Below are 18,148 nucleotides of genomic sequence, written 5' to 3' on the forward strand. Positions count from 1 at the left end.
ATATGAAGAAACTATTTAGCAGTTTTAAAGGCAAGCTTTATACGCTATTTGCGCTTGTATTACTTATCCCTGTGATATCTGTGGGGAGTTTATCCTACTTATCTGCAAAAGATTCCATTAAAGAAGAAATTTTATTTAGTGCCAATGAAAGTGTAGGCATTTTAAATAAGCTTATTGATAAAACCATTAGCGAAAAAATGGATGAAATTAACGTCTTTAGTAGTGAAGTAGATGCTCAACAGTATGAGCAAGCACAAGCATCGATTGTGTCAAAATTACAGCAATATACTAAGCTGAATCCAGATGTTTTGAGTGTTTATATTGGCATGAATAACGGTGACTTTACACAGGAGCCTCGATTAAATGATGCGGACTACAATCCATTAGATCGAGATTGGTATAAAGAGGCAACAGCTCTTAAAGGAGAAACCCTAATCACTAACCCTTATAAGGACGCAGGAACCGGCGATATGGTGGTGACAGTTGCCAAACAGATTAAGGATCACTCTGGTGTTGTGGCAATTGATATCAAGCTAACAGACCTGCAAAAAGTTGCCGATTCGATTCGGATTGGGAGAAATGGCTATTCCTCTATTTTTGGGGAAAATAACTTAGTCATTTCACATCCGACCCTAGAAGCAGGCGGAGAGCTGAAAGAAAGCTTCCTTGATAAAATGTACGAAAATTCATCGGGCACTTATGACTATGTCTTTGACGGTGATGATCGAATCCTGTTCTATACAACAAATGAATTAACAAATTGGAAAATTACCGGAACAATTTTTGCTGAAGAAATTGATGAGTCCGCTTCCTCCATTTTGTATCATACAATTCTTGTATTAGTGGCAGCTATTATTATTAGTTCCATCGTCTTTTATTTTGTAATGAAGGCCATTATTAAACCAATTAAAGCATTAAAGGACAGCGCCGTTACAATTAGTAAAGGTGATCTTACAGAGACGGTGACGGTTTCTTCAAATGATGAGATTGGTCAATTAGGGCAAGCCTTTAATGACATGCAAGAAAGCTTACGGACACTAATTCAAAAGATTGAACAAAACGCAGAGGAAGTCGCTTCGTCAGCAGAAGAGCTAACAGCCAATGCGAATCAGACAAGCATTGCGACTGAAAAAGTAGCGATTTCGATTCAGGATGTCGCAACAAGTGCTGATTCTCAAACGATTAGCGCCAATAAAAATGCAGAGTCACTGCATGAGCTTTCAACAGCTATTCTTCACATAGCGGAAATCTCCACTGCTGTAACCGATCTTTCACAGCATGCAACATTGCAAGCAGATGAGGGTGGACAAGCCGTTCAAAATACAAAGGATCAAATGCAGTCCATCCATTTATCCGTAGCGGATTCCAATGCGAAAATCCAAACTTTACATGAACGATCACAGCAAATTACATCTATTTTAGATGTCATTACAAGCATCGCAGATCAAACTAATTTACTGGCACTAAACGCAGCAATAGAGGCAGCACGAGCGGGTGAACATGGAAAAGGCTTTGCGGTTGTGGCAGATGAAGTGCGCAAGCTAGCCGAGCAGTCACAGGAATCGGCAAAGCAAATTTTTGAGCTGATTCGAGGAATTCAACAAGAAACAGAGCAATCTGTTACGATTATGGCGAAGGTGACGGAGGATGTGCAAAGTGGATTGCATATTTCAGATGAAGCTATTACAAAATTCCAAGTTATTATGGCAAGTATGAATGAAATTACGCCTAAAATGGAGGAAGTATCCTCAGCCTCAGAGCAAATGTCTGCAGGTGTTCAAGAGGTTGCAGCAGTGACGGAAGATCTGGCATTCTCAGCAAAAGGTAATGCAGCTGCGTCAGAGGATGTAGCGGCATCGACAGAGGAACAATTAGCTTCAATGGAAGAAATCAATGCCTCTGCTCAAGCACTAGCACATATGGCAGATGAATTAAAGCAACTCATTAGTCAGTTTAAATATTAAAGCAAAACGCCACTCCTGTTAAATTAGGAGTGGCGTTCGTTGTTTTATCGATCTTCTTCCCAACAATCTGTATTTTTTAACGTTGGAATCGATTTTGCATAAAAGACAGGGTTTTTACCAGCTTTACGTTGTAGGGTAAAGTCGTCTAATACAAGGAAGGCAATTTTTCCAAGAAGCATAATAATAGCAATATTGATGAGAGCCATGAGACCCATAAATAGGTCAGCTAAGTTCCACACAAGCTGTACCTGTGCTAACGAGCCAAACATTACCATAACTAACACTAAAATACGATAGCTAAACATCCAACCTTTATGGGCATTCATAAATTCAATATTGGATTCACCATAATAATAGTTACCGATAATCGAGCTAAAAGCAAAGAAGATGATGGAAATGGCAATGAAATATGGAGCCCAGCCCCCAACATGCACAGCTAAAGAATCTTGCGTCAAAATAATGCCGTTGCTTTCACCTGTATCATATAAACCAGCTAAAATAATGATAAAGGCTGTCGCAGTACAAATCATAATCGTATCAAAAAAGACACCTAAGCTTTGTACAAGCCCTTGCTTCGCGGGATGTGAGGTATTGGCAGTAGCTGCTGCATTAGGCACACTACCCATACCAGCTTCATTGGAAAATAAACCACGACGTACCCCTTGCATGATAGCCGCACCGATTGCACCACCAGCCGCTTCTTGAAGACCAAATGCGTGCGTGAAAATTAGTTTGAATACATTCGGTATTTCAGATAAATTTGTCACCACAACAAAAAGGGCTACAAGTAAATAAAAGATCGCCATGACAGGTACAAGAATTTGTGTTACTTTTACAATTCTATGTACACCACCAAAAATAATTAATGCTGTTAACACTACTAGCATAACCCCGATGGCCTTTGGACTTATGTCAAATGCATCTCCAACTGAAGTTGCGATAGTATTCGATTGTACAGCGTTAAAAATAAATCCAAAGCTTAATGTTAATAGAATACTAAAGATAATACCTAGCTTTCTTTGACCTAATGCCTTCTCCATATAGTAGGCAGGTCCACCTCGGAACGTATCGCCATCCTTGACTTTGTACACCTGCGCTAAAGTACTTTCGATGAAGGCGGTTGCCATCCCTAAAATAGCGATAATCCACATCCAAAATACAGCACCAGGGCCCCCGACACCAATGGCTAAGGCAACACCTGTGATATTCCCAGTGCCAACACGTGAAGCGGCACTAATCGTAAAGGCTTGAAACGGTGACACACCCGATTCGCCATCTCTTTTTTCAACAATCAGACGAAACATTTCAGGAAAAAGACGAATTTGTACAAATTTTGTACCAATTGAAAAATATAATCCTGCTGCTAAAAGTAAAATAATCAGGATATATGTCCATAAAATATTATTTCCGCTATCTACAATAGATGAAATCCATTCCATAAGTTGTCCTCCTTTCATACAATACGTTTAAGTCTACACTGTTTTTTTATAAAAAATCAACTTTTCTAAAATAAAGAATTATATTAAAATTTTATGATTTCAAAATAGTAAGTTAGAAATTGTATTTTTAATTATTGTTTCCTAGTAAAATACAATAATAATTTTATAGAAAATTATAGGTACTTGGAAAATTCTCTTATTTCTGCGCATGTTCCGCGTATAATAATAGAAAAAAGGAGAGTGATTTTGATGAAAACAATCGGTTTAATTGGTGGCATGAGCTGGGAATCGTCTGCACAATATTACAGACTTATCAATGAACAAATCAAACAACAGCTCGGAGGCTTACACTCTGCGAAATGTATCCTATATAGTGTTGATTTCCAGCAAATTGAGCATTTTCAGGCTAGAGGAGAGTGGGACAAGGCGGGCGAGGTCCTTGCTCAAGCAGCACAATCACTTGAGCGAGCAGGTGCAGATTTTATCGTTATTTGTACGAATACGATGCATAAGGTCATTGATATTATTGATGCATCTATCACCATTCCTATTTTACATATTGCGGATGCAACAGCTCGGCAAATTAAAGAAGCAGGCCTACAGAAAATTGCCCTTCTTGGCACGAAATATACAATGGAGCAAGCGTTTTATAAAGCAAGAATAGAGGACTTTGGTATTGAAGTCATTGTGCCAAACGAACATGAGCGAATAGAAGTAAATCGTATTATTTATGAAGAACTATGCTTAGGCAATATTGTGCCAGCCTCTAAGTCATACTATGTCCACGTTATCGACGAGCTTGTGAAAGCTGGTGTAGAAGGGGTCATTTTAGGCTGTACAGAGATTGGTCTGCTGATTCAACAGGAGAATGTTACGATTCCAGTATTTGATACAACAGCCATCCATGCACAGACTGCTGTAGCGATGGCTATTCAGGAGGGAGCAAATTATGCAGGGGAAAGTAAGACAATTAGGCATTAAAATTGGCACCTTACCAGTCGGCAAAAAAAACTGTATTACCGACGTAGCTGGAGTCCGAGTGGGTCATGTCACACTGGATGAGCCATTAGATCAGCATGGAGGCTATGCGTGCACGGGCGTCACAGCCATTTTACCGCATAGCGGCAATGTATTTCAGGACAAGGTGACGGCTGCAAGTTATGTGCTGAATGGCTTTGGAAAAACGACGGGGCTTGTACAGGTCAATGAACTAGGGGTTATTGAGTCACCCATTATGCTAACCAATACTTTCGGTGTGCCAGCAGTTACGCAAGGCACGATGCGTTATATGCTAGACATGAATAAAGACATTGGCCTCACAACAGGAACCATTAATCTCGTTGTAGGCGAATGTAATGATAGTTATTTAAACTCCATCAGAGCCTGTGCTGTGACACCAGAGCATGCCATCAAAGCGATTCATCAAGCCTCCAACGATACCGCACAGGAGGGAGCCATTGGTGCAGGAAAAGGCATGATGTGTTTCGGCTATAAAGGAGGGATTGGTTCATCTTCTCGTCTTGTTAAAATTGAACAACCTGATGTTAGCTATACAGTTGGCTGCTTAGTTCTTAGTAATTTTGGACAAAGTACAGACTTTTTAGCCGAGCATTATGTAGCTTCACCTACTCAAAGCAAATCGACCTTATCACCAACAGATGGCTCCATTATTATTGTACTTGCGACAGATGCTCCACTAAGTAGCCGACAATTGACCCGCGTCATTAAACGTTGTGGCATCGGTCTAGGACGGACAGGCAGTCATTTTTCGCATGGTAGTGGCGATATTGTCATTGGCTTTACAACTGCCCATCGTATTCCTCATAGCACTGACCAGCTAGTGGAAACAAGAGCACAGCTACGTGAGGACCATCCTATCATGAATCAATTATTTGCTGCTGCTGCTGAAGCAACAGAGGAAGCCATTTTGAACTCACTTTCACAGGCACAGACAACGGTTGGTCGTAATGGACATACGGTAGAAGCATACTCATTTCAAAAAGCTATTAAAACATAGACCATGTTTCAATAGCTTTTTTTGTGCACTAACAGAGGATTCGTCATTTTTTTAGCATGAGTGAGCCATACATTGAATAAAATCCTTAAATAGAGGTTTTTCGACGGTATGCTGCTGGAATATGTGTCATTATCAGAGAATGACCATTATTTTGTAATTATTCTTTTTTTATCTAGTCAATGCTAGAGAGTTGTGATAATATTCATTTTAAAAAACTGAATTATCCAAAAATTCTAAGGGTGGTGTTCCAGGATCGTCAAACTATTTCAACCAATAGCAGCTGTAATGGAAAGGAACCATCCTAATACGCCGTCTGTATGTGAAAGCAATGAGCCGCTTATTCAGATCCCTGCTGCCCATCCGAGATTATTCATTGAGCCTATCTATTATCAGCAACAAATCCCTGATAGTTTACGAACAATTTATGTACGTAAAGGGGTTTTTGAGCGTTTGCAGCAGGCGTTAACATTATTACCACAGGAATATAGTCTAGTACTCTATGATGGCTATCGTCCTTTTCAGGTGCAACACTATTTGTTTAGTCATTTTTCGAGGCAATTAGCTCAACAAATGCCGCAGGCGACTTCTCAAGAGATCATGCAAGCAACAAAAAGGTATGTAGCCTTTCCAAGTGAACAGTCTGCTCATCTAGCACCTCATTTAACAGGAGGTGCCATTGATGTAACGCTTGCTGATGTAACTGGGAAAGCTTTGGATCTTGGAACAGCTTTTGATGAAATGAATGAAAAATCAGCTACACGGTATTTTGAACAGCATACAGCAGAAAATCCTCTGGCCTGTCGGCATCGGCGCTTACTGTATAACTGTATGACGCTTGCAGGGTTTACCAATTATGCAGAGGAATGGTGGCATTATGATTATCACAATGTGGCATGGGCCAGACGTGTTCAAGCGCAAGTAGCCTATTACGGAGCAGTACACGCAACAATTCAAAATCATACTGTAAAGGAGTTTCGATTTCTATGAAAGTATATATTAGCGCAGATATTGAAGGCATTACTGGCACAACCTCATGGAGTGAAACTGAGTTAAATGCGCCAGATTATCAATTTTTCCAAAGACAAATGACGCGAGAGGTAGAAGCAGCGATTGAAGGTGCGATCGCAGGAGGGGCCACAGAAATTTTATTAAAAGATGCACATGATTCAGCTCGAAATCTGGATATTTCCAATTTGCCAATCAATTGTAAAGTCATCCGTGGCTGGACATACGATCCTATGTGCATGGTAGCAGGTCTTGATCAAAGCTTCGATCGTGCTATTTTTATTGGCTACCATAGTAAAGGAGGAAGTGAACGTAATCCCTTAGCCCATACGCTTTGCACATATGCCGATGTCAAAATTAATGGTGAATATGCAAGTGAATTTTTAATCAATACGTACGCAGCAGCCTTGCACGGTGTTCCAGTATCCTTCGTTAGCGGTGACGTGGGGCTCACAGAAGAAATACAGGCGTTAAATGACCACATTGTAACGTTTGCGACAAAAGAAGGCGTAGGAAATGCAACGATTAGTGTCAGCCCACAGCTAACCATTAGGGAAACGAAAAGACTGGTAGAATCTTCAATGAAGGTGCCCCGTACTGCTTTGCAGGTGAAGTTGCCAGATCGCTTCGTGGTAGACATTATTTACCGTGATCATACAAGAGCCTACCGCAATTCTTTCTATCCAAATGCCACATTCAAGCCACATAATACGGTGGAGTTTATAACCGACGATTACTATGAGGTTCTACGACTATTGCAATTTTTAACGTGAAGAGAGTTTTTCTTTGAGTTGATGAAGGAGTGAGTGGGTTCGCTCGATAGTGGGGCTACCTATCGAAGAATTCGCTCATAAAAGTGAGAGAAGCGCTCCTTTTGGTGAGGAACCCGCTCATAGCAAGGTGAGAAGCGCTCATCTTGGCGAGGACCCCGCTCATAAAAGTGGGAGAAGCGCTCATCTTGGTGATGACTCCGCTCATAGCAAGGTGAGAAGCGCTCATCTTGGTGAGGATTCCGCTCAAAAAAGTGAGAAAAGCGCTCATCTTGGTGATGACTCCGCTCATAGCAAGGTGAGAAGCGCTCATCTTGGTGATGACTCCGCTCATAAAAGTGAGAGAAGCGCTCATCTTGGTGATGACTCCGCTCATAGCAAGGTGAGAAGCGCTCATCTTGGTGATGACTCCGCTCATAAAAGTGAGAGAAGCGCTCATCCAGGTGATGACCCCGCTCATAAAAGTGAGAGAAGCGCTCATCTTGGTGATGACTCCGCTCATAGCAAGGTGAGAAGCGCTCATCCAGGTGATGACTCCGCTCATAAAAGTGAGAGAAGCGCTCATCCAGGTGATGACCCCGCTCATAAAAGTGGGAGAAGCGCTCATCCAGGTGATGACTCCGCTCATAAAAGTGAGAGAAGCGCTCATCTTGGTGATGACCCCGCTCATAAGAGTGAGAGAAGCGCTCACTCAAGCGAAGACCCCGCTCCAATCAGTGAGAGAAGCGCTCCACCGAGCGAAGACCTCGCTCACAAAAGCAAGAAACCGACTCGAACGTATGTCAAACCTGATCCATTCCATTCAATGGTAGGAGCTGCTCGAAAATTTATCCATGTAGGACACGCTGTTGCCATTGTGTCATATATCTCAAATCAAGCCGAGGCAAACGACATGGTGTCGTTGGCTGTTTCATCGATAGAGGGTCAATTAAGAGGGACCTAGCTTTATGTTTGAATGATCCTATTGAAAGGTACAATCCGTCCTGGCAATAGGATTTTCATTATAAAAAGATGACTAGGGGGATGCTTGTGAGGAAGTATTGGTTGTTGTTGATATGTCTGGTTGTATTGTTTTGTGTAGCTTGTAATGACGAATCATCAAGTGAGAAAGCATCGGAATATCGTGTTGTGTATTCAGGGGAAATTAAAACGTTAAATTATTTAAAGACGTCTGAAACAAATGAGTTTGCGGTGGCAGCGAATATGGTGGATGGGCTCATTGAATATGATCAATACGGGGTTGTCCAGCCAGGGCTAGCCAAAGAGTGGTCTGCGAATGAGGATGCTACCGTGTGGACGTTCAAATTGCGAGATGATGCTAAATGGGTTACTTATGAGGGCAAGGAATATGCAGATGTCGTAGCGCAGGATTTTGTGGATGGCTTACACTATGTCCTGGATGCGAAAAATGAATCATCAACTGCGTGGATTGCGACAGTAGTAAAAAATGGGGAAGCATTCTATAACGGTGAGATGACTGACTTTAAGGAAGTTGGCATAAAGGCGCTAGATGAACATACAGTAGAATATACTTTAGAGGCACCAACACCTTATTTCCTTTCTATGTTGAACTATGTTTGTTTCTTCCCGGTAAATGGCCAATTCATTGCGGAAAAAGGGGAGGATTTTGGTACAACGCGTGAAAACTTCCTTTATAACGGCGCCTATATTTTAGATAAATTTGAGCCGCAAAATGAGCGGGTCCTTGTTAAAAATGAGACGTATTGGGATAAAGACAACGTATTAATTGACCGCATCCGCTATAAATACAATAAAGAAGCGGCAACGGTAGCGCCAGAGCTATTTTTACGTGGAGAAATCGATTCAGCAAGTATACCAACTTCAATTATTGACGAATGGTTTAAAGACGATAAGAAAAAATCACAGGTTCGTCAAACACAAAATAACTTCTATACCTACTTCTATGCTCTCAACTTCAATCCACAATTTGACGCACAATATGAACCAGATAACTGGAAGGTCGCCGTCAACAATAAAGAATTCCGAAAATCATTATTCCATGCCCTTGATCGTGTGTCTGCCATGTTAACAGTTGAGCCTTATAATCCGGCAGATTTGCTAAGCAATACCATTACGCCGAAGAATTTTGTTGATGTTGAAGGGGTGGATTATACACAGTTAGCGCCACTAACGGCGATTTCCAATGAGGATTCCTTCAACAAGGAGCTTGCACTTGAGTACAAAGAAAAAGCGAAAACAGCCTTGGCGGGTAAAGCGACTTTCCCTGTCAAAGTATTAATGCCTTATAATGCTGGAATTCCAGATTGGGCGAATCGTTCTCAAGTAGTCGAGCAGCAAATGGAAAAATTACTAGGGACAGATTATATCGACATTATCGTAGAGGCTGGTCCATCGACAGGCTTCTTATCAGAGGTGCGTCGTCCAGGTAAGTTTGCGCTGTTAGAAGCAAACTGGGGCCCTGATTATGCAGATCCATCTACGTATACAGATCCATTCACAGTTGATGGTACTTACAATAAACCTGAATTAGCAGAAGGTTATAAAGAGGCTAATGGCAAAACGACTTATCAAAATCTCGTGGATCAGGCGAAAGAAACGATTGATACAGCCAAACGTTATGAGCTATTTGCCAAGGCAGAGGCATTTTTAATTGAAGAAGCTTTTGTCATTCCATACTCAGTAGGTGGTAGTGGCTATGTGGCTTCCAAATTAAATCCGTTTGAGGCTCAGTACTCACCATTTGGTGTAACAGCGGAGAAATTTAAAGGACAAAAAGTGCTGGAAAAACCAATGAGCAATGAAGAATTTAAGAAAGCCCTTGCACAGTGGGAACAAGAACGTGCTGAAGCTTTAGCCAATGCTGAAAAGTAGATGTTTTTTGTAGATGAACAAGGAGATACCGAAGCGTATAGTCGGCATCTCCTTTAGTCTTTTTGACAAAGGAGGATGGCGCGATGTTGCAGTATATAGGAAAACGACTCTTACAATCCGTATTAACCCTTTTTATTATCATCACCATTGTCTTTTCTTTATTACGGTTAATGCCAGAGGAAGGGTATTTAGGAGCGGCAGCGGATAAAATGTCACCCGCACAGCAAGAAGTTTACTTAACAAATCTTGGCTTGCGTGATCCATTGCTAGTTCAGCTAGGGAACTTTTATAAGAATTTGTTGCAAGGGGATTTAGGAAAATCGGTCACTTATCGCACGGATGTCCCAGTCGTTACGATTATTGGTGATAAAATTTCGTATTCTCTGCTCTTTGGCTTAGGCGCAGTGGCTTTATCGCTACTGATTGGGGTGCCATTAGGGATATTAATGGCCTATCGCAAGGGGCGTTGGCTGGATCGGCTTGGGACAGGCTATATCGTTTTTGTCGTTGCTGTCCCAGCAGCCGTGTATTACTTGGTTATTCAAATGTATATTACAGAACTTTTCCAGTTACCGATGTTGTTTGATGAGTACAGGCCGATTACATGGATACTTCCACTAACATCAATGGCACTAGCACCAACAGCCTCCTATGCGATGTGGATGCGACGCTACATGGTGGATGAACTGAACAAGGACTATATTAAGCTAGCGAGGGCGAAGGGTGTAAAGGAGCGTACATTAATGTTTAAGCATGTGTTACGTAATGCCTTTATTCCGATGGCACAATATTTACCTGCCACGATATTGTTTACAATTACCGGCTCTATTTATATCGAATCGCTTTATTCCATTCCAGGAATGGGAGGCTTACTCGTGGATGCCATTCAGCGACAGGACAATACGATTGTGCAAGGTCTAGTGCTAGTATTCTCTTCTCTTGGCATTATTGGCCTTATATTAGGGGATATTGCCATGGCCCTTGTTGATCCACGCATTAAATTAGGCAAGGGAGGGGGAGTGCGTTAATGGGCATGTATTCAAATGAAATCAATAATATTTCGAATAAATCCCGTGAAACCTTGTTTGACTTTGCGGAAGTTGATGCACGTCAAGCAGAGGAAACTGGTTATTCAAATTACTCTTATTGGCGCTCTACATGGCAATCCTTTTTGAAAAATCGACTGGCTGTCTTTTTATTAGTCGGTGTGCTCATTATTGTCGGCTTTACCATTCTCCAGCCCTATTTACCAGCGCAAAAATCACCGACTGAAATATACCTAGATGAGCAAACAGGGATGCAGGCACGTAATATAGCCCCGAATGCAGAATTTTGGTTCGGCACAAATTCCATAGGACAGGATTTATGGTCACGTATTTGGGCGGGCACACGGACATCCCTCTTTATCGGCTGTGTTGTGGCTTTAGTGGAGGCAGTAGTGGGGATTACAATCGGTACGCTGTGGGGCTTTTCAAGGAAATTAGAAGCACCAATTACACAGCTTTATAATGTTGTGGATAATATTCCTACAACGATTGTCCTTATTTTAATGTCTTATATATTACGGCCAAGTATTTCGACTATCATTATCGCCATGTGTATAACGGGGTGGGTGGAAATGGCTAGATTTATTCGCAATCAAATTGTGATTTTACGAGATCGCGAATACAACCTTGCCTCTAAATGTTTGGGCACACCGGATTATCGGATTATCCTTAAAAATCTATTACCCTATTTAATTTCTGTCATTATGTTACGCATGAGTCTAGCAATTCCTTTTGCGATAGGGGCCGAAGTATTTTTAACGTATATTGGGCTGGGGCTACCAATTAGTGAGCCTTCCTTAGGAAATTTAATCAATGAAGGGCGCGTACTTATGATGTCACCAGATTTACGCTATCAGCTTATTTTCCCGAGTATTGTGTTAAGTGTCATTACTATCGCATTTTATATTATTGGTAATTCCTTTGCAGATGCAGCCGATCCAAAAAACCATGTGTAAGGAGATGAAGCAAGTGACCTCGAAAAAATCGCGCATTTTAGTTATCCAAAATTTAGTGATTCAGTTTACATTACGTGGTCGTGTATTAACAGCTATTCGGGATATTTCCCTCGATCTTTACAAGGGAGAAAGCTTAGCTATCGTGGGGGAGTCAGGGTCAGGAAAGTCCGTGCTAATGAAATCTATTATGGGCTTGCTTGACAAAAACGGTAGCATTAAGCAGGGAAGAATCATTTACAATGCACAGGATTTAGGCCAGTTTACGACAGAGCAAGAATGGCTACGTATTCGAGGAAAGGAAATTGCGATGGTCACACAGGACCCGATGACATCGTTGAATCCGCTCAAAACTATTGGCAAACAAATTGAGGAATGTGTCGTCCTCCATCAAGGCTTAAGGGGCAAGGAAGCGTATGAGGAAACATTAAAACTTCTTACGGATGTAGGAATCAATGATGTAAAAAAACGCTACAAGCAATATCCGCACGAATTTTCTGGAGGGATGCGCCAACGTATTGTTATTGCCATCGCGATTGCCTGTAAGCCCAATATTTTAATATGTGATGAGCCTACGACGGCTTTAGATGTAACGATTCAGGCACAAATTTTACAGCTCTTAAAGAATCTTCAGCAAAAGTATGGCTTAACAATCGTCTATATTACACATGATTTAGGGGTTGTGGCGAAGGTTGCTGACCGTATTGCGGTGATGTATGCGGGCGATGTCATTGAGGTTGGGGAGACCCATGAAATTTTCTTTCATAGCAGGCATCCATATACATGGGCGCTCATTTCCTCCTTACCTCAGCTTGGCTCCAAGGGGGAACAATTGTATTCCATTAAGGGCACGCCCCCCAACCTTTTTCAAGAAATAAAAGGTGATGCCTTTGCGCCACGCAATCCATATGCCTTAAAAATTGACTTTCTGGAGCGGCCTCCTTTTTTCCAGATCAGTGACACTCATTATGCGCGAACATGGTTGTTGGACCCATTGGCCCCAAAGGTAGAGCCCCCTGCAGCCTTACAAGCATTTTTTGCAGAGGGGAGGCAGTATGCTAATGATTGAGAAAGAAGTGCTAGTAGAGGTAAAAAATTTGAAAGTTGTTTTTGGTAAAGGGAAAAATAAATTTACAGCCATTGATGATGTCAGCTTTCAAATTTTTAAAGGTGAAACCTTTGGCATTGTAGGTGAATCAGGCTCAGGGAAAACAACTATTGGTCGGGCAATTATGCGCATCAATGAGGTGACAGAGGGACAGATTTTGTATCATGGCAAAAGTATTCAAGGAAAAATCCCTAAAGAATGGGATAGAGAAATTACGCAAAAAATCCAAATGATTTTCCAGGACCCCATGGCATCTCTGAATGAACGAGCAAAGGTAGATTATATTGTTTCAGAGGGGTTATATCCTTCAAAAAAATATAAAGATGAGGCAGAACGGCAGCAAAAAGTGCGCGATGCATTATTGAATGTAGGGTTACTGCCAGAGTTCTCAAGCCGCTTTCCACATGAGTTTTCAGGAGGACAACGCCAACGTATCGGTATTGCTCGTGCGTTAGTGATGGAGCCTGAGTTTATCATTGCAGATGAGCCAATATCTGCCTTAGATGTCTCCATTCGAGCGCAAGTATTAAATTTATTAGCACGTCTGCAACAGCAAAATCATTTAACCTATTTATTTATTGCCCATGATTTATCGATTGTCCGTTTTATTACGGATCGTACAGCGGTGATTTACAAAGGGAAAATTGTCGAGCTAGCGGAAACGGAAAAGCTTTTTGCTCATCCGCTTCATCCTTATACGAGGGCCTTGCTATCAGCCGTCCCGGAGCCCAATCCATATAAGGAACGAGAGAAAGTAGTGGAGGTCTATGACCCGTCACAGCATCGTTATGATCAGCATCCCCCCTCCTTCATTGAAATTGAGGATGGCCATTTTATCTTGGCTAATGAAGAGGAGCTAGCTGATTATCGCATTTTACTGAAAATGGAGGGAACGAAATGATTCGTCCGAAAGCATTGAAAAAGGGTGACACAATTGGTCTTATAAGTGCTTCAGGGGCCACACCACCAGAAAAGCTGCAGCCAGCTATTGCCAGTATTGAAAAGCTTGGACTAAAGGTTGTCGTTGGAGAGACCTGTCATGCGAGGCACGGTTATTTAGCAGGTACTGATGATTTACGTGCGGCAGATGTCCATCGAATGTTTAGTGATCCAACGATTGACGGTATTTTTTGTATACGTGGGGGATATGGGGCCACGAAAATTTTATCCCAATTGGATTTTGACATGATTAGGGCAAATCCTAAAGTATTTGCAGGCTATAGTGATGTGACAGCCTTACATATAGCGTTTAATCAGCTATGTGGCTTTGTCACCTATCATACGCCGATGCCCTCGACTGAATTTATTCGACAAGAAATGGATGACTTTACATGGCAATCCTTTATGCAACAAGTAATGGACAATGAACCAAATGAGTTCTACTTAGCAAACCCTGCAGCGCAACCAATGACCACGCTCGTTGCTGGAAAAGCTTCAGGTCAGCTTATCGGTGGAAACCTAACATTAGTCACTGCCTCACTCGGTACACCTTATGAAATAGATACAAGAGGTAAAATTCTGTTCTTAGAAGATATTGATGAAACGGAGCAACGAGTTGATCGCATGCTAACCCAAATACAGCTAGCAGGGAAACTAGATGACGTGGCAGGCATTTTATTGGGAGCCTGGACAGAGTGCGGACCTGAAAATCCTGAAAAGCCTGACCATAGTTTATCATTACAAATGATTTTCGAGGAAATACTTGTGCCAGTAGGTAAACCTATTCTGGCCGATATAGCTTGTGGCCATTGTTTACCAACGATGTCGTTACCTTTAGGAAGAACGATTACAATGGATGCGGACAATCAACGAGTCCAGGTTATGAGGTAGGTGTCCTATGGAACGAAAGATTCACGAGATGATTCAAGCATCACCTTATGAGGTACATCTATTTGTAAAAAATCTAGCAACCAATCAATTTCTAATTGGTCATCAGCTTGAGCATTCATTTTCAAGTGCTAGTTTAATAAAAGTTCCTATTCTTCTAGCTTTCTTATCGTCTATGGAGGACAACCATCTTGAGCTTGATTCTACGCTTTCCATTGCGCCGAACGATTGGGTGGATTTCAGTGTAGTGAGCGAACAACGTCTGACGCAAAGCACTGTATATGAGCTGCTTGTATGGATGATTATTACTAGTGACAATACAGCCACGAACGTCCTAATTGATGTAGTAGGAATGGATTTTTTAAATGAATATTTCCACAGGTTGGGTCTACAGGACACCTTGCTACAGCGTAAAATGATGGATGTTGAGCGCCTCGCAAAGGGCATAGACAATTGCACGTCAGCTCGGGATATGGCTCATCTCTTTACACGTATTTACCAGCAAGATGTGTTGTCCCCCGCATACAGTAAATTGGTCATTGATATTTTAAGTCGGCAGCGTATACACGAGTCCTTAAGGCGCTATCTCGTGGATGATATCAAACTTGCACATAAAACAGGAGGACTTGATACCGTCGATCATGATGTGGGGATTGTTTATAGTAGTGCTATCGATTATAGTATCGGTGTTTTTATCACCAATGTGACGAATAATGAGCAGGCACGCCAATTAATTGGTCGTCTATCAAAGGTTGTTTATGAAGAGCTAGTGGAGCGGAAGGAGGGAATGTAATGAAGGCTATCGTAACAGCAATGATTGCTAGTTTACACGCTATGCCAACTTCAACGTCTGAAGTTGTCGATGAAGTGCTTTATGGGATGACAGTAAAGAGGATCAGGGATGTCAATGAAGGTTGGGTATATATCCAAACGGCCTATCGCTATGAAGGCTATTGTCAGAAGGCAGACTTACTAGTAGACGAAGTACTAGTCTCTAAGTGGGAAAGGGAAGCACAGCATATCATTTTTCAAAGTTTTGCGGATGTATTACAGCAACCACGTATTCAAAGTTCGAAACTAGTAACACTTGTAAGAGGCTCTTCCATCTGTGTTGTGTCAGAAGAAAATTTACCGGAAGAATGGTCAGCTGTACAGTTAGTGACAGGGCAAAGGGGCTATGTTCGCACAAAATGGCTACAGGCAAAAATGACAGAACGTTCGGTTTCCGAGCAGCAATTTCGAGAGAATGTGGTGGCAACTGCGTTAAGTTATTTAGGAGCACCTTATCGTTGGGGTGGCAAATCACCATTGGGGATTGATTGCTCTGGTTTGTGCTCGATGGCTTATTTGCTAAATGGTGTGACGATCTATCGAGATGCCAAAATTGTAGAGGGCTTTTCGATTGTGAAAATAGCTAGAGACCAAATGCAAAAGGGCGACTTAATTTATTTTCCAGGTCATATTGCTTTATATATGGGGGATCAACTTTATGTTCATTCTTCAATTGGAGGGAATGAAGTGTCAATTAATAGTTTAGAAGAAAATCACCCTCTCTATCGGCATGATCTAGCTACGACCATTTTAGAGGTAGGTTCATTATTTCAGGAGAAGCTGTGTAACTAGGCTTCTCTTTTATTGGGTGAAATGATAGTGTCGGAAGAAGCATGGTCAACAGTCAATCACCGATTAGAGTTCTAGGAGGGGGGAAGGACAGAAAAGACACGAGTCTTCATCGTATAATACATCATTAAATTTTAGGTACATTTTTTAAGGACATCGATATTTTGCTCATAATGAATGTCAGGACATTGACAAGAAATAAAGCGACTAGCTGCCATAGTCCGAGTAAAAACGTTCTCATGTATAATTCAAAGGTCGCCTCACCTGGGGGCATGTGTGGATAGGGGATTAGTTGACTGTAGTGCCAAACAAAATAACAGGCTAAGGAAGTACCTGCTCCTACATAGATAAAGGTCCAATGAATATAGGATGTTATACGAAGACGACAGCTCCATAGTAGAACATTTATCAATAATATTAGTAGTGGAAACAGCCAAAGTTGAAACATGCCTTCGGGTATATCTACGGCATAAAATTGATTGTAGCTTAGCTGAATGATTGGCAATAGTACAAGATTGACGATGATTAGACTGACTAGCTGCATGCGCTTCATTGGATTCAAACCCTTTCGTCATTTTACATTTAGACGTGGTGAATAAGATTTGGTTGCCAACAAGAAAACCTCCATACACCCGCAGGCGAGATGGAGGTCTTGAGTTAATAATGATAAATATTTAATTGTTGACCTGCTTCAAGGCGGTCTGTTCGAAGCTGATTCCATTGTTTAATAGAGGTTACTTTCACATTATAAACCTCTGCAATCTTCATCAACGAGTCCCCGTCAGCTACGGTAATGGTTTTCTTATCTTTGACAGGGCTATCATATTGTTGTAGATCATATTTTGCGATAAGTGTATTTAATTTTTCATTGTATGACGAATCGGTAGCATAAGAGCCTGTTAAAAACTTCGTTGCATCTGTATAGGCAGTTGTGTTGCTTTTAAAAACGCCCGCATAGAAATCTTTGTTCCACGAAACCCCATTACGCATTAATTTGACATAATCCTGCATCGATGCCTCATAGGAAGGGTATTTGCGGAAGGCAGCCATGATTGTGGATAGATTACCTGAACCATCATCCTCTGTTGTTTCAAGAGTTACGGAATTATTTTGGTAGCTGCCTTTCATCCCGAATAGATTATAGTTTGGAGCAGAGCCAAGTCCACTTTGTCCATGCTCACTTTCTAGAATCGCTTGTGCAATCATGACGGAAGCATATAGGTCATTTTCAGCACCAAGATCTCGTGCTGTTTCAGCGATCTCTCCAATAAACTCCTCCACACTTGGACGATCATCGACAACAGGCTCTTCTCTTTCAGTCGTATTAAATAACTGTGTCACCATATAAAACGAAATACAAATAACGACAACGGTAATCATGAGTCCTTTTAAAAAATTAAGCATATATTTCATCGTATGCTTGATGTTGGTCGTGACCACATCTCCCTCCCTTCTATCAAAGTTTAGCTATCTCTCATTATTACAGAGAGTGAAAGAGAAATAAAGAGATGTCTTGATTAATAGATTCCATCATTAATAGAACGTC

The 18,148-nt window shown here is 41.5% G+C and carries 17 protein-coding genes; 13 read left to right on the forward strand and 4 right to left on the reverse strand.

Features of this window, described 5'->3' with window-relative positions; genetic code table 11:
- The first annotated feature begins 2 nt into the window (after positions 1 to 2).
- Positions 3 to 1,964 carry a methyl-accepting chemotaxis protein gene (locus MKY49_RS08265; RefSeq protein WP_341385937.1) on the forward strand — a complete coding sequence of 654 codons (1,962 nt, stop codon included), beginning with the start codon at positions 3 to 5 and terminating at the stop codon, positions 1,962 to 1,964.
- Positions 1,965 to 2,008: 44 nt separating this feature from the next.
- On the opposite strand, the gene MKY49_RS08270 is transcribed toward MKY49_RS08265, so the two are convergent.
- Positions 2,009 to 3,403, reverse strand: a complete 1,395-nt coding sequence (locus MKY49_RS08270; protein ID WP_274796644.1) for an alanine/glycine:cation symporter family protein — start codon at positions 3,401 to 3,403, stop codon at positions 2,009 to 2,011.
- 249 nt (positions 3,404 to 3,652) lie between these two features.
- Here MKY49_RS08270 and MKY49_RS08275 point away from each other — a divergent pair, with 249 nt between their 5' ends.
- The 4 genes from MKY49_RS08275 to MKY49_RS08290 all read left to right on the forward strand — a co-directional run bounded on the left by MKY49_RS08275 (position 3,653) and on the right by MKY49_RS08290 (position 7,198).
- A complete protein-coding gene (locus MKY49_RS08275; RefSeq protein ID WP_341385938.1) occupies positions 3,653 to 4,384 on the forward strand; it encodes an aspartate/glutamate racemase family protein in 732 nt (243 codons plus the stop codon).
- The gene (locus MKY49_RS08280; RefSeq protein ID WP_341385939.1) at positions 4,353 to 5,420 is read left to right on the forward strand and encodes a DmpA family aminopeptidase; all 1,068 of its coding nucleotides are present in this window, start codon (positions 4,353 to 4,355) and stop codon (positions 5,418 to 5,420) included. Before MKY49_RS08275 ends, MKY49_RS08280 begins: the two co-directional genes overlap by 32 nt.
- A gap of 285 nt (positions 5,421 to 5,705) precedes the next feature.
- The gene (locus MKY49_RS08285; RefSeq protein WP_341385940.1) at positions 5,706 to 6,407 is read left to right on the forward strand and encodes a M15 family metallopeptidase; all 702 of its coding nucleotides are present in this window, start codon (positions 5,706 to 5,708) and stop codon (positions 6,405 to 6,407) included.
- Complete coding sequence (locus MKY49_RS08290; protein WP_274796650.1) at positions 6,404 to 7,198, forward strand: M55 family metallopeptidase; 795 nt, start codon at positions 6,404 to 6,406, stop codon at positions 7,196 to 7,198. The genes MKY49_RS08285 and MKY49_RS08290 overlap by 4 nt, the downstream gene beginning before the upstream one ends.
- A gap of 55 nt (positions 7,199 to 7,253) precedes the next feature.
- Here the strand turns inward: MKY49_RS08290 and MKY49_RS08295 are convergent, their stop codons facing one another.
- Positions 7,254 to 7,844 carry a hypothetical protein gene (locus tag MKY49_RS08295; protein WP_341385941.1) on the reverse strand — a complete coding sequence of 197 codons (591 nt, stop codon included), beginning with the start codon at positions 7,842 to 7,844 and terminating at the stop codon, positions 7,254 to 7,256.
- A 374-nt stretch (positions 7,845 to 8,218) separates the two neighbouring features.
- Between MKY49_RS08295 and MKY49_RS08300 the strand changes: the two genes are divergently transcribed.
- From MKY49_RS08300 to MKY49_RS08335, 8 genes are all read left to right on the forward strand, one after another.
- The gene (locus MKY49_RS08300; RefSeq protein ID WP_445928401.1) at positions 8,219 to 10,048 is read left to right on the forward strand and encodes a peptide ABC transporter substrate-binding protein; all 1,830 of its coding nucleotides are present in this window, start codon (positions 8,219 to 8,221) and stop codon (positions 10,046 to 10,048) included.
- Positions 10,049 to 10,131: 83 nt separating this feature from the next.
- The gene (locus MKY49_RS08305; protein ID WP_274796653.1) at positions 10,132 to 11,076 is read left to right on the forward strand and encodes an ABC transporter permease; all 945 of its coding nucleotides are present in this window, start codon (positions 10,132 to 10,134) and stop codon (positions 11,074 to 11,076) included.
- Entirely contained in the window at positions 11,076 to 12,050 is a 975-nt protein-coding gene (locus MKY49_RS08310) for an ABC transporter permease (RefSeq protein WP_274796654.1), read from the forward strand. The genes MKY49_RS08305 and MKY49_RS08310 overlap by 1 nt, the downstream gene beginning before the upstream one ends.
- Positions 12,043 to 13,116: an ABC transporter ATP-binding protein gene (locus MKY49_RS08315; protein ID WP_284702028.1), complete on the forward strand. Its 1,074-nt coding sequence runs from the start codon at positions 12,043 to 12,045 to the stop codon at positions 13,114 to 13,116. Before MKY49_RS08310 ends, MKY49_RS08315 begins: the two co-directional genes overlap by 8 nt.
- Positions 13,109 to 14,056, forward strand: coding sequence for an ATP-binding cassette domain-containing protein (locus tag MKY49_RS08320; RefSeq protein WP_341385943.1), 948 nt, complete (start codon positions 13,109 to 13,111; stop codon positions 14,054 to 14,056). The genes MKY49_RS08315 and MKY49_RS08320 overlap by 8 nt, the downstream gene beginning before the upstream one ends.
- Entirely contained in the window at positions 14,053 to 14,985 is a 933-nt protein-coding gene (locus MKY49_RS08325) for a S66 peptidase family protein (RefSeq protein ID WP_341385944.1), read from the forward strand. The genes MKY49_RS08320 and MKY49_RS08325 overlap by 4 nt, the downstream gene beginning before the upstream one ends.
- A 7-nt stretch (positions 14,986 to 14,992) precedes the next feature.
- The gene (locus MKY49_RS08330) at positions 14,993 to 15,775 is read left to right on the forward strand and encodes a serine hydrolase (protein ID WP_341385945.1); all 783 of its coding nucleotides are present in this window, start codon (positions 14,993 to 14,995) and stop codon (positions 15,773 to 15,775) included.
- Entirely contained in the window at positions 15,775 to 16,605 is an 831-nt protein-coding gene (locus MKY49_RS08335; RefSeq protein ID WP_312507024.1) for a C40 family peptidase, read from the forward strand. Before MKY49_RS08330 ends, MKY49_RS08335 begins: the two co-directional genes overlap by 1 nt.
- A gap of 124 nt (positions 16,606 to 16,729) precedes the next feature.
- Here the strand turns inward: MKY49_RS08335 and MKY49_RS08340 are convergent, their stop codons facing one another.
- Both MKY49_RS08340 and MKY49_RS08345 read right to left on the reverse strand, forming a co-directional pair.
- Positions 16,730 to 17,155, reverse strand: coding sequence for a hypothetical protein (locus MKY49_RS08340; protein ID WP_341385946.1), 426 nt, complete (start codon positions 17,153 to 17,155; stop codon positions 16,730 to 16,732).
- A gap of 104 nt (positions 17,156 to 17,259) precedes the next feature.
- Positions 17,260 to 18,042, reverse strand: coding sequence for a glucosaminidase domain-containing protein (locus tag MKY49_RS08345; protein WP_274796661.1), 783 nt, complete (start codon positions 18,040 to 18,042; stop codon positions 17,260 to 17,262).
- Between the last annotated feature and the right edge of the window lie 106 nt (positions 18,043 to 18,148).

It is taken from the genome of Lysinibacillus sp. FSL M8-0134, from assembly GCF_038069745.1.
Classification (GTDB): domain Bacteria; phylum Bacillota; class Bacilli; order Bacillales_A; family Planococcaceae; genus Lysinibacillus; species Lysinibacillus irui.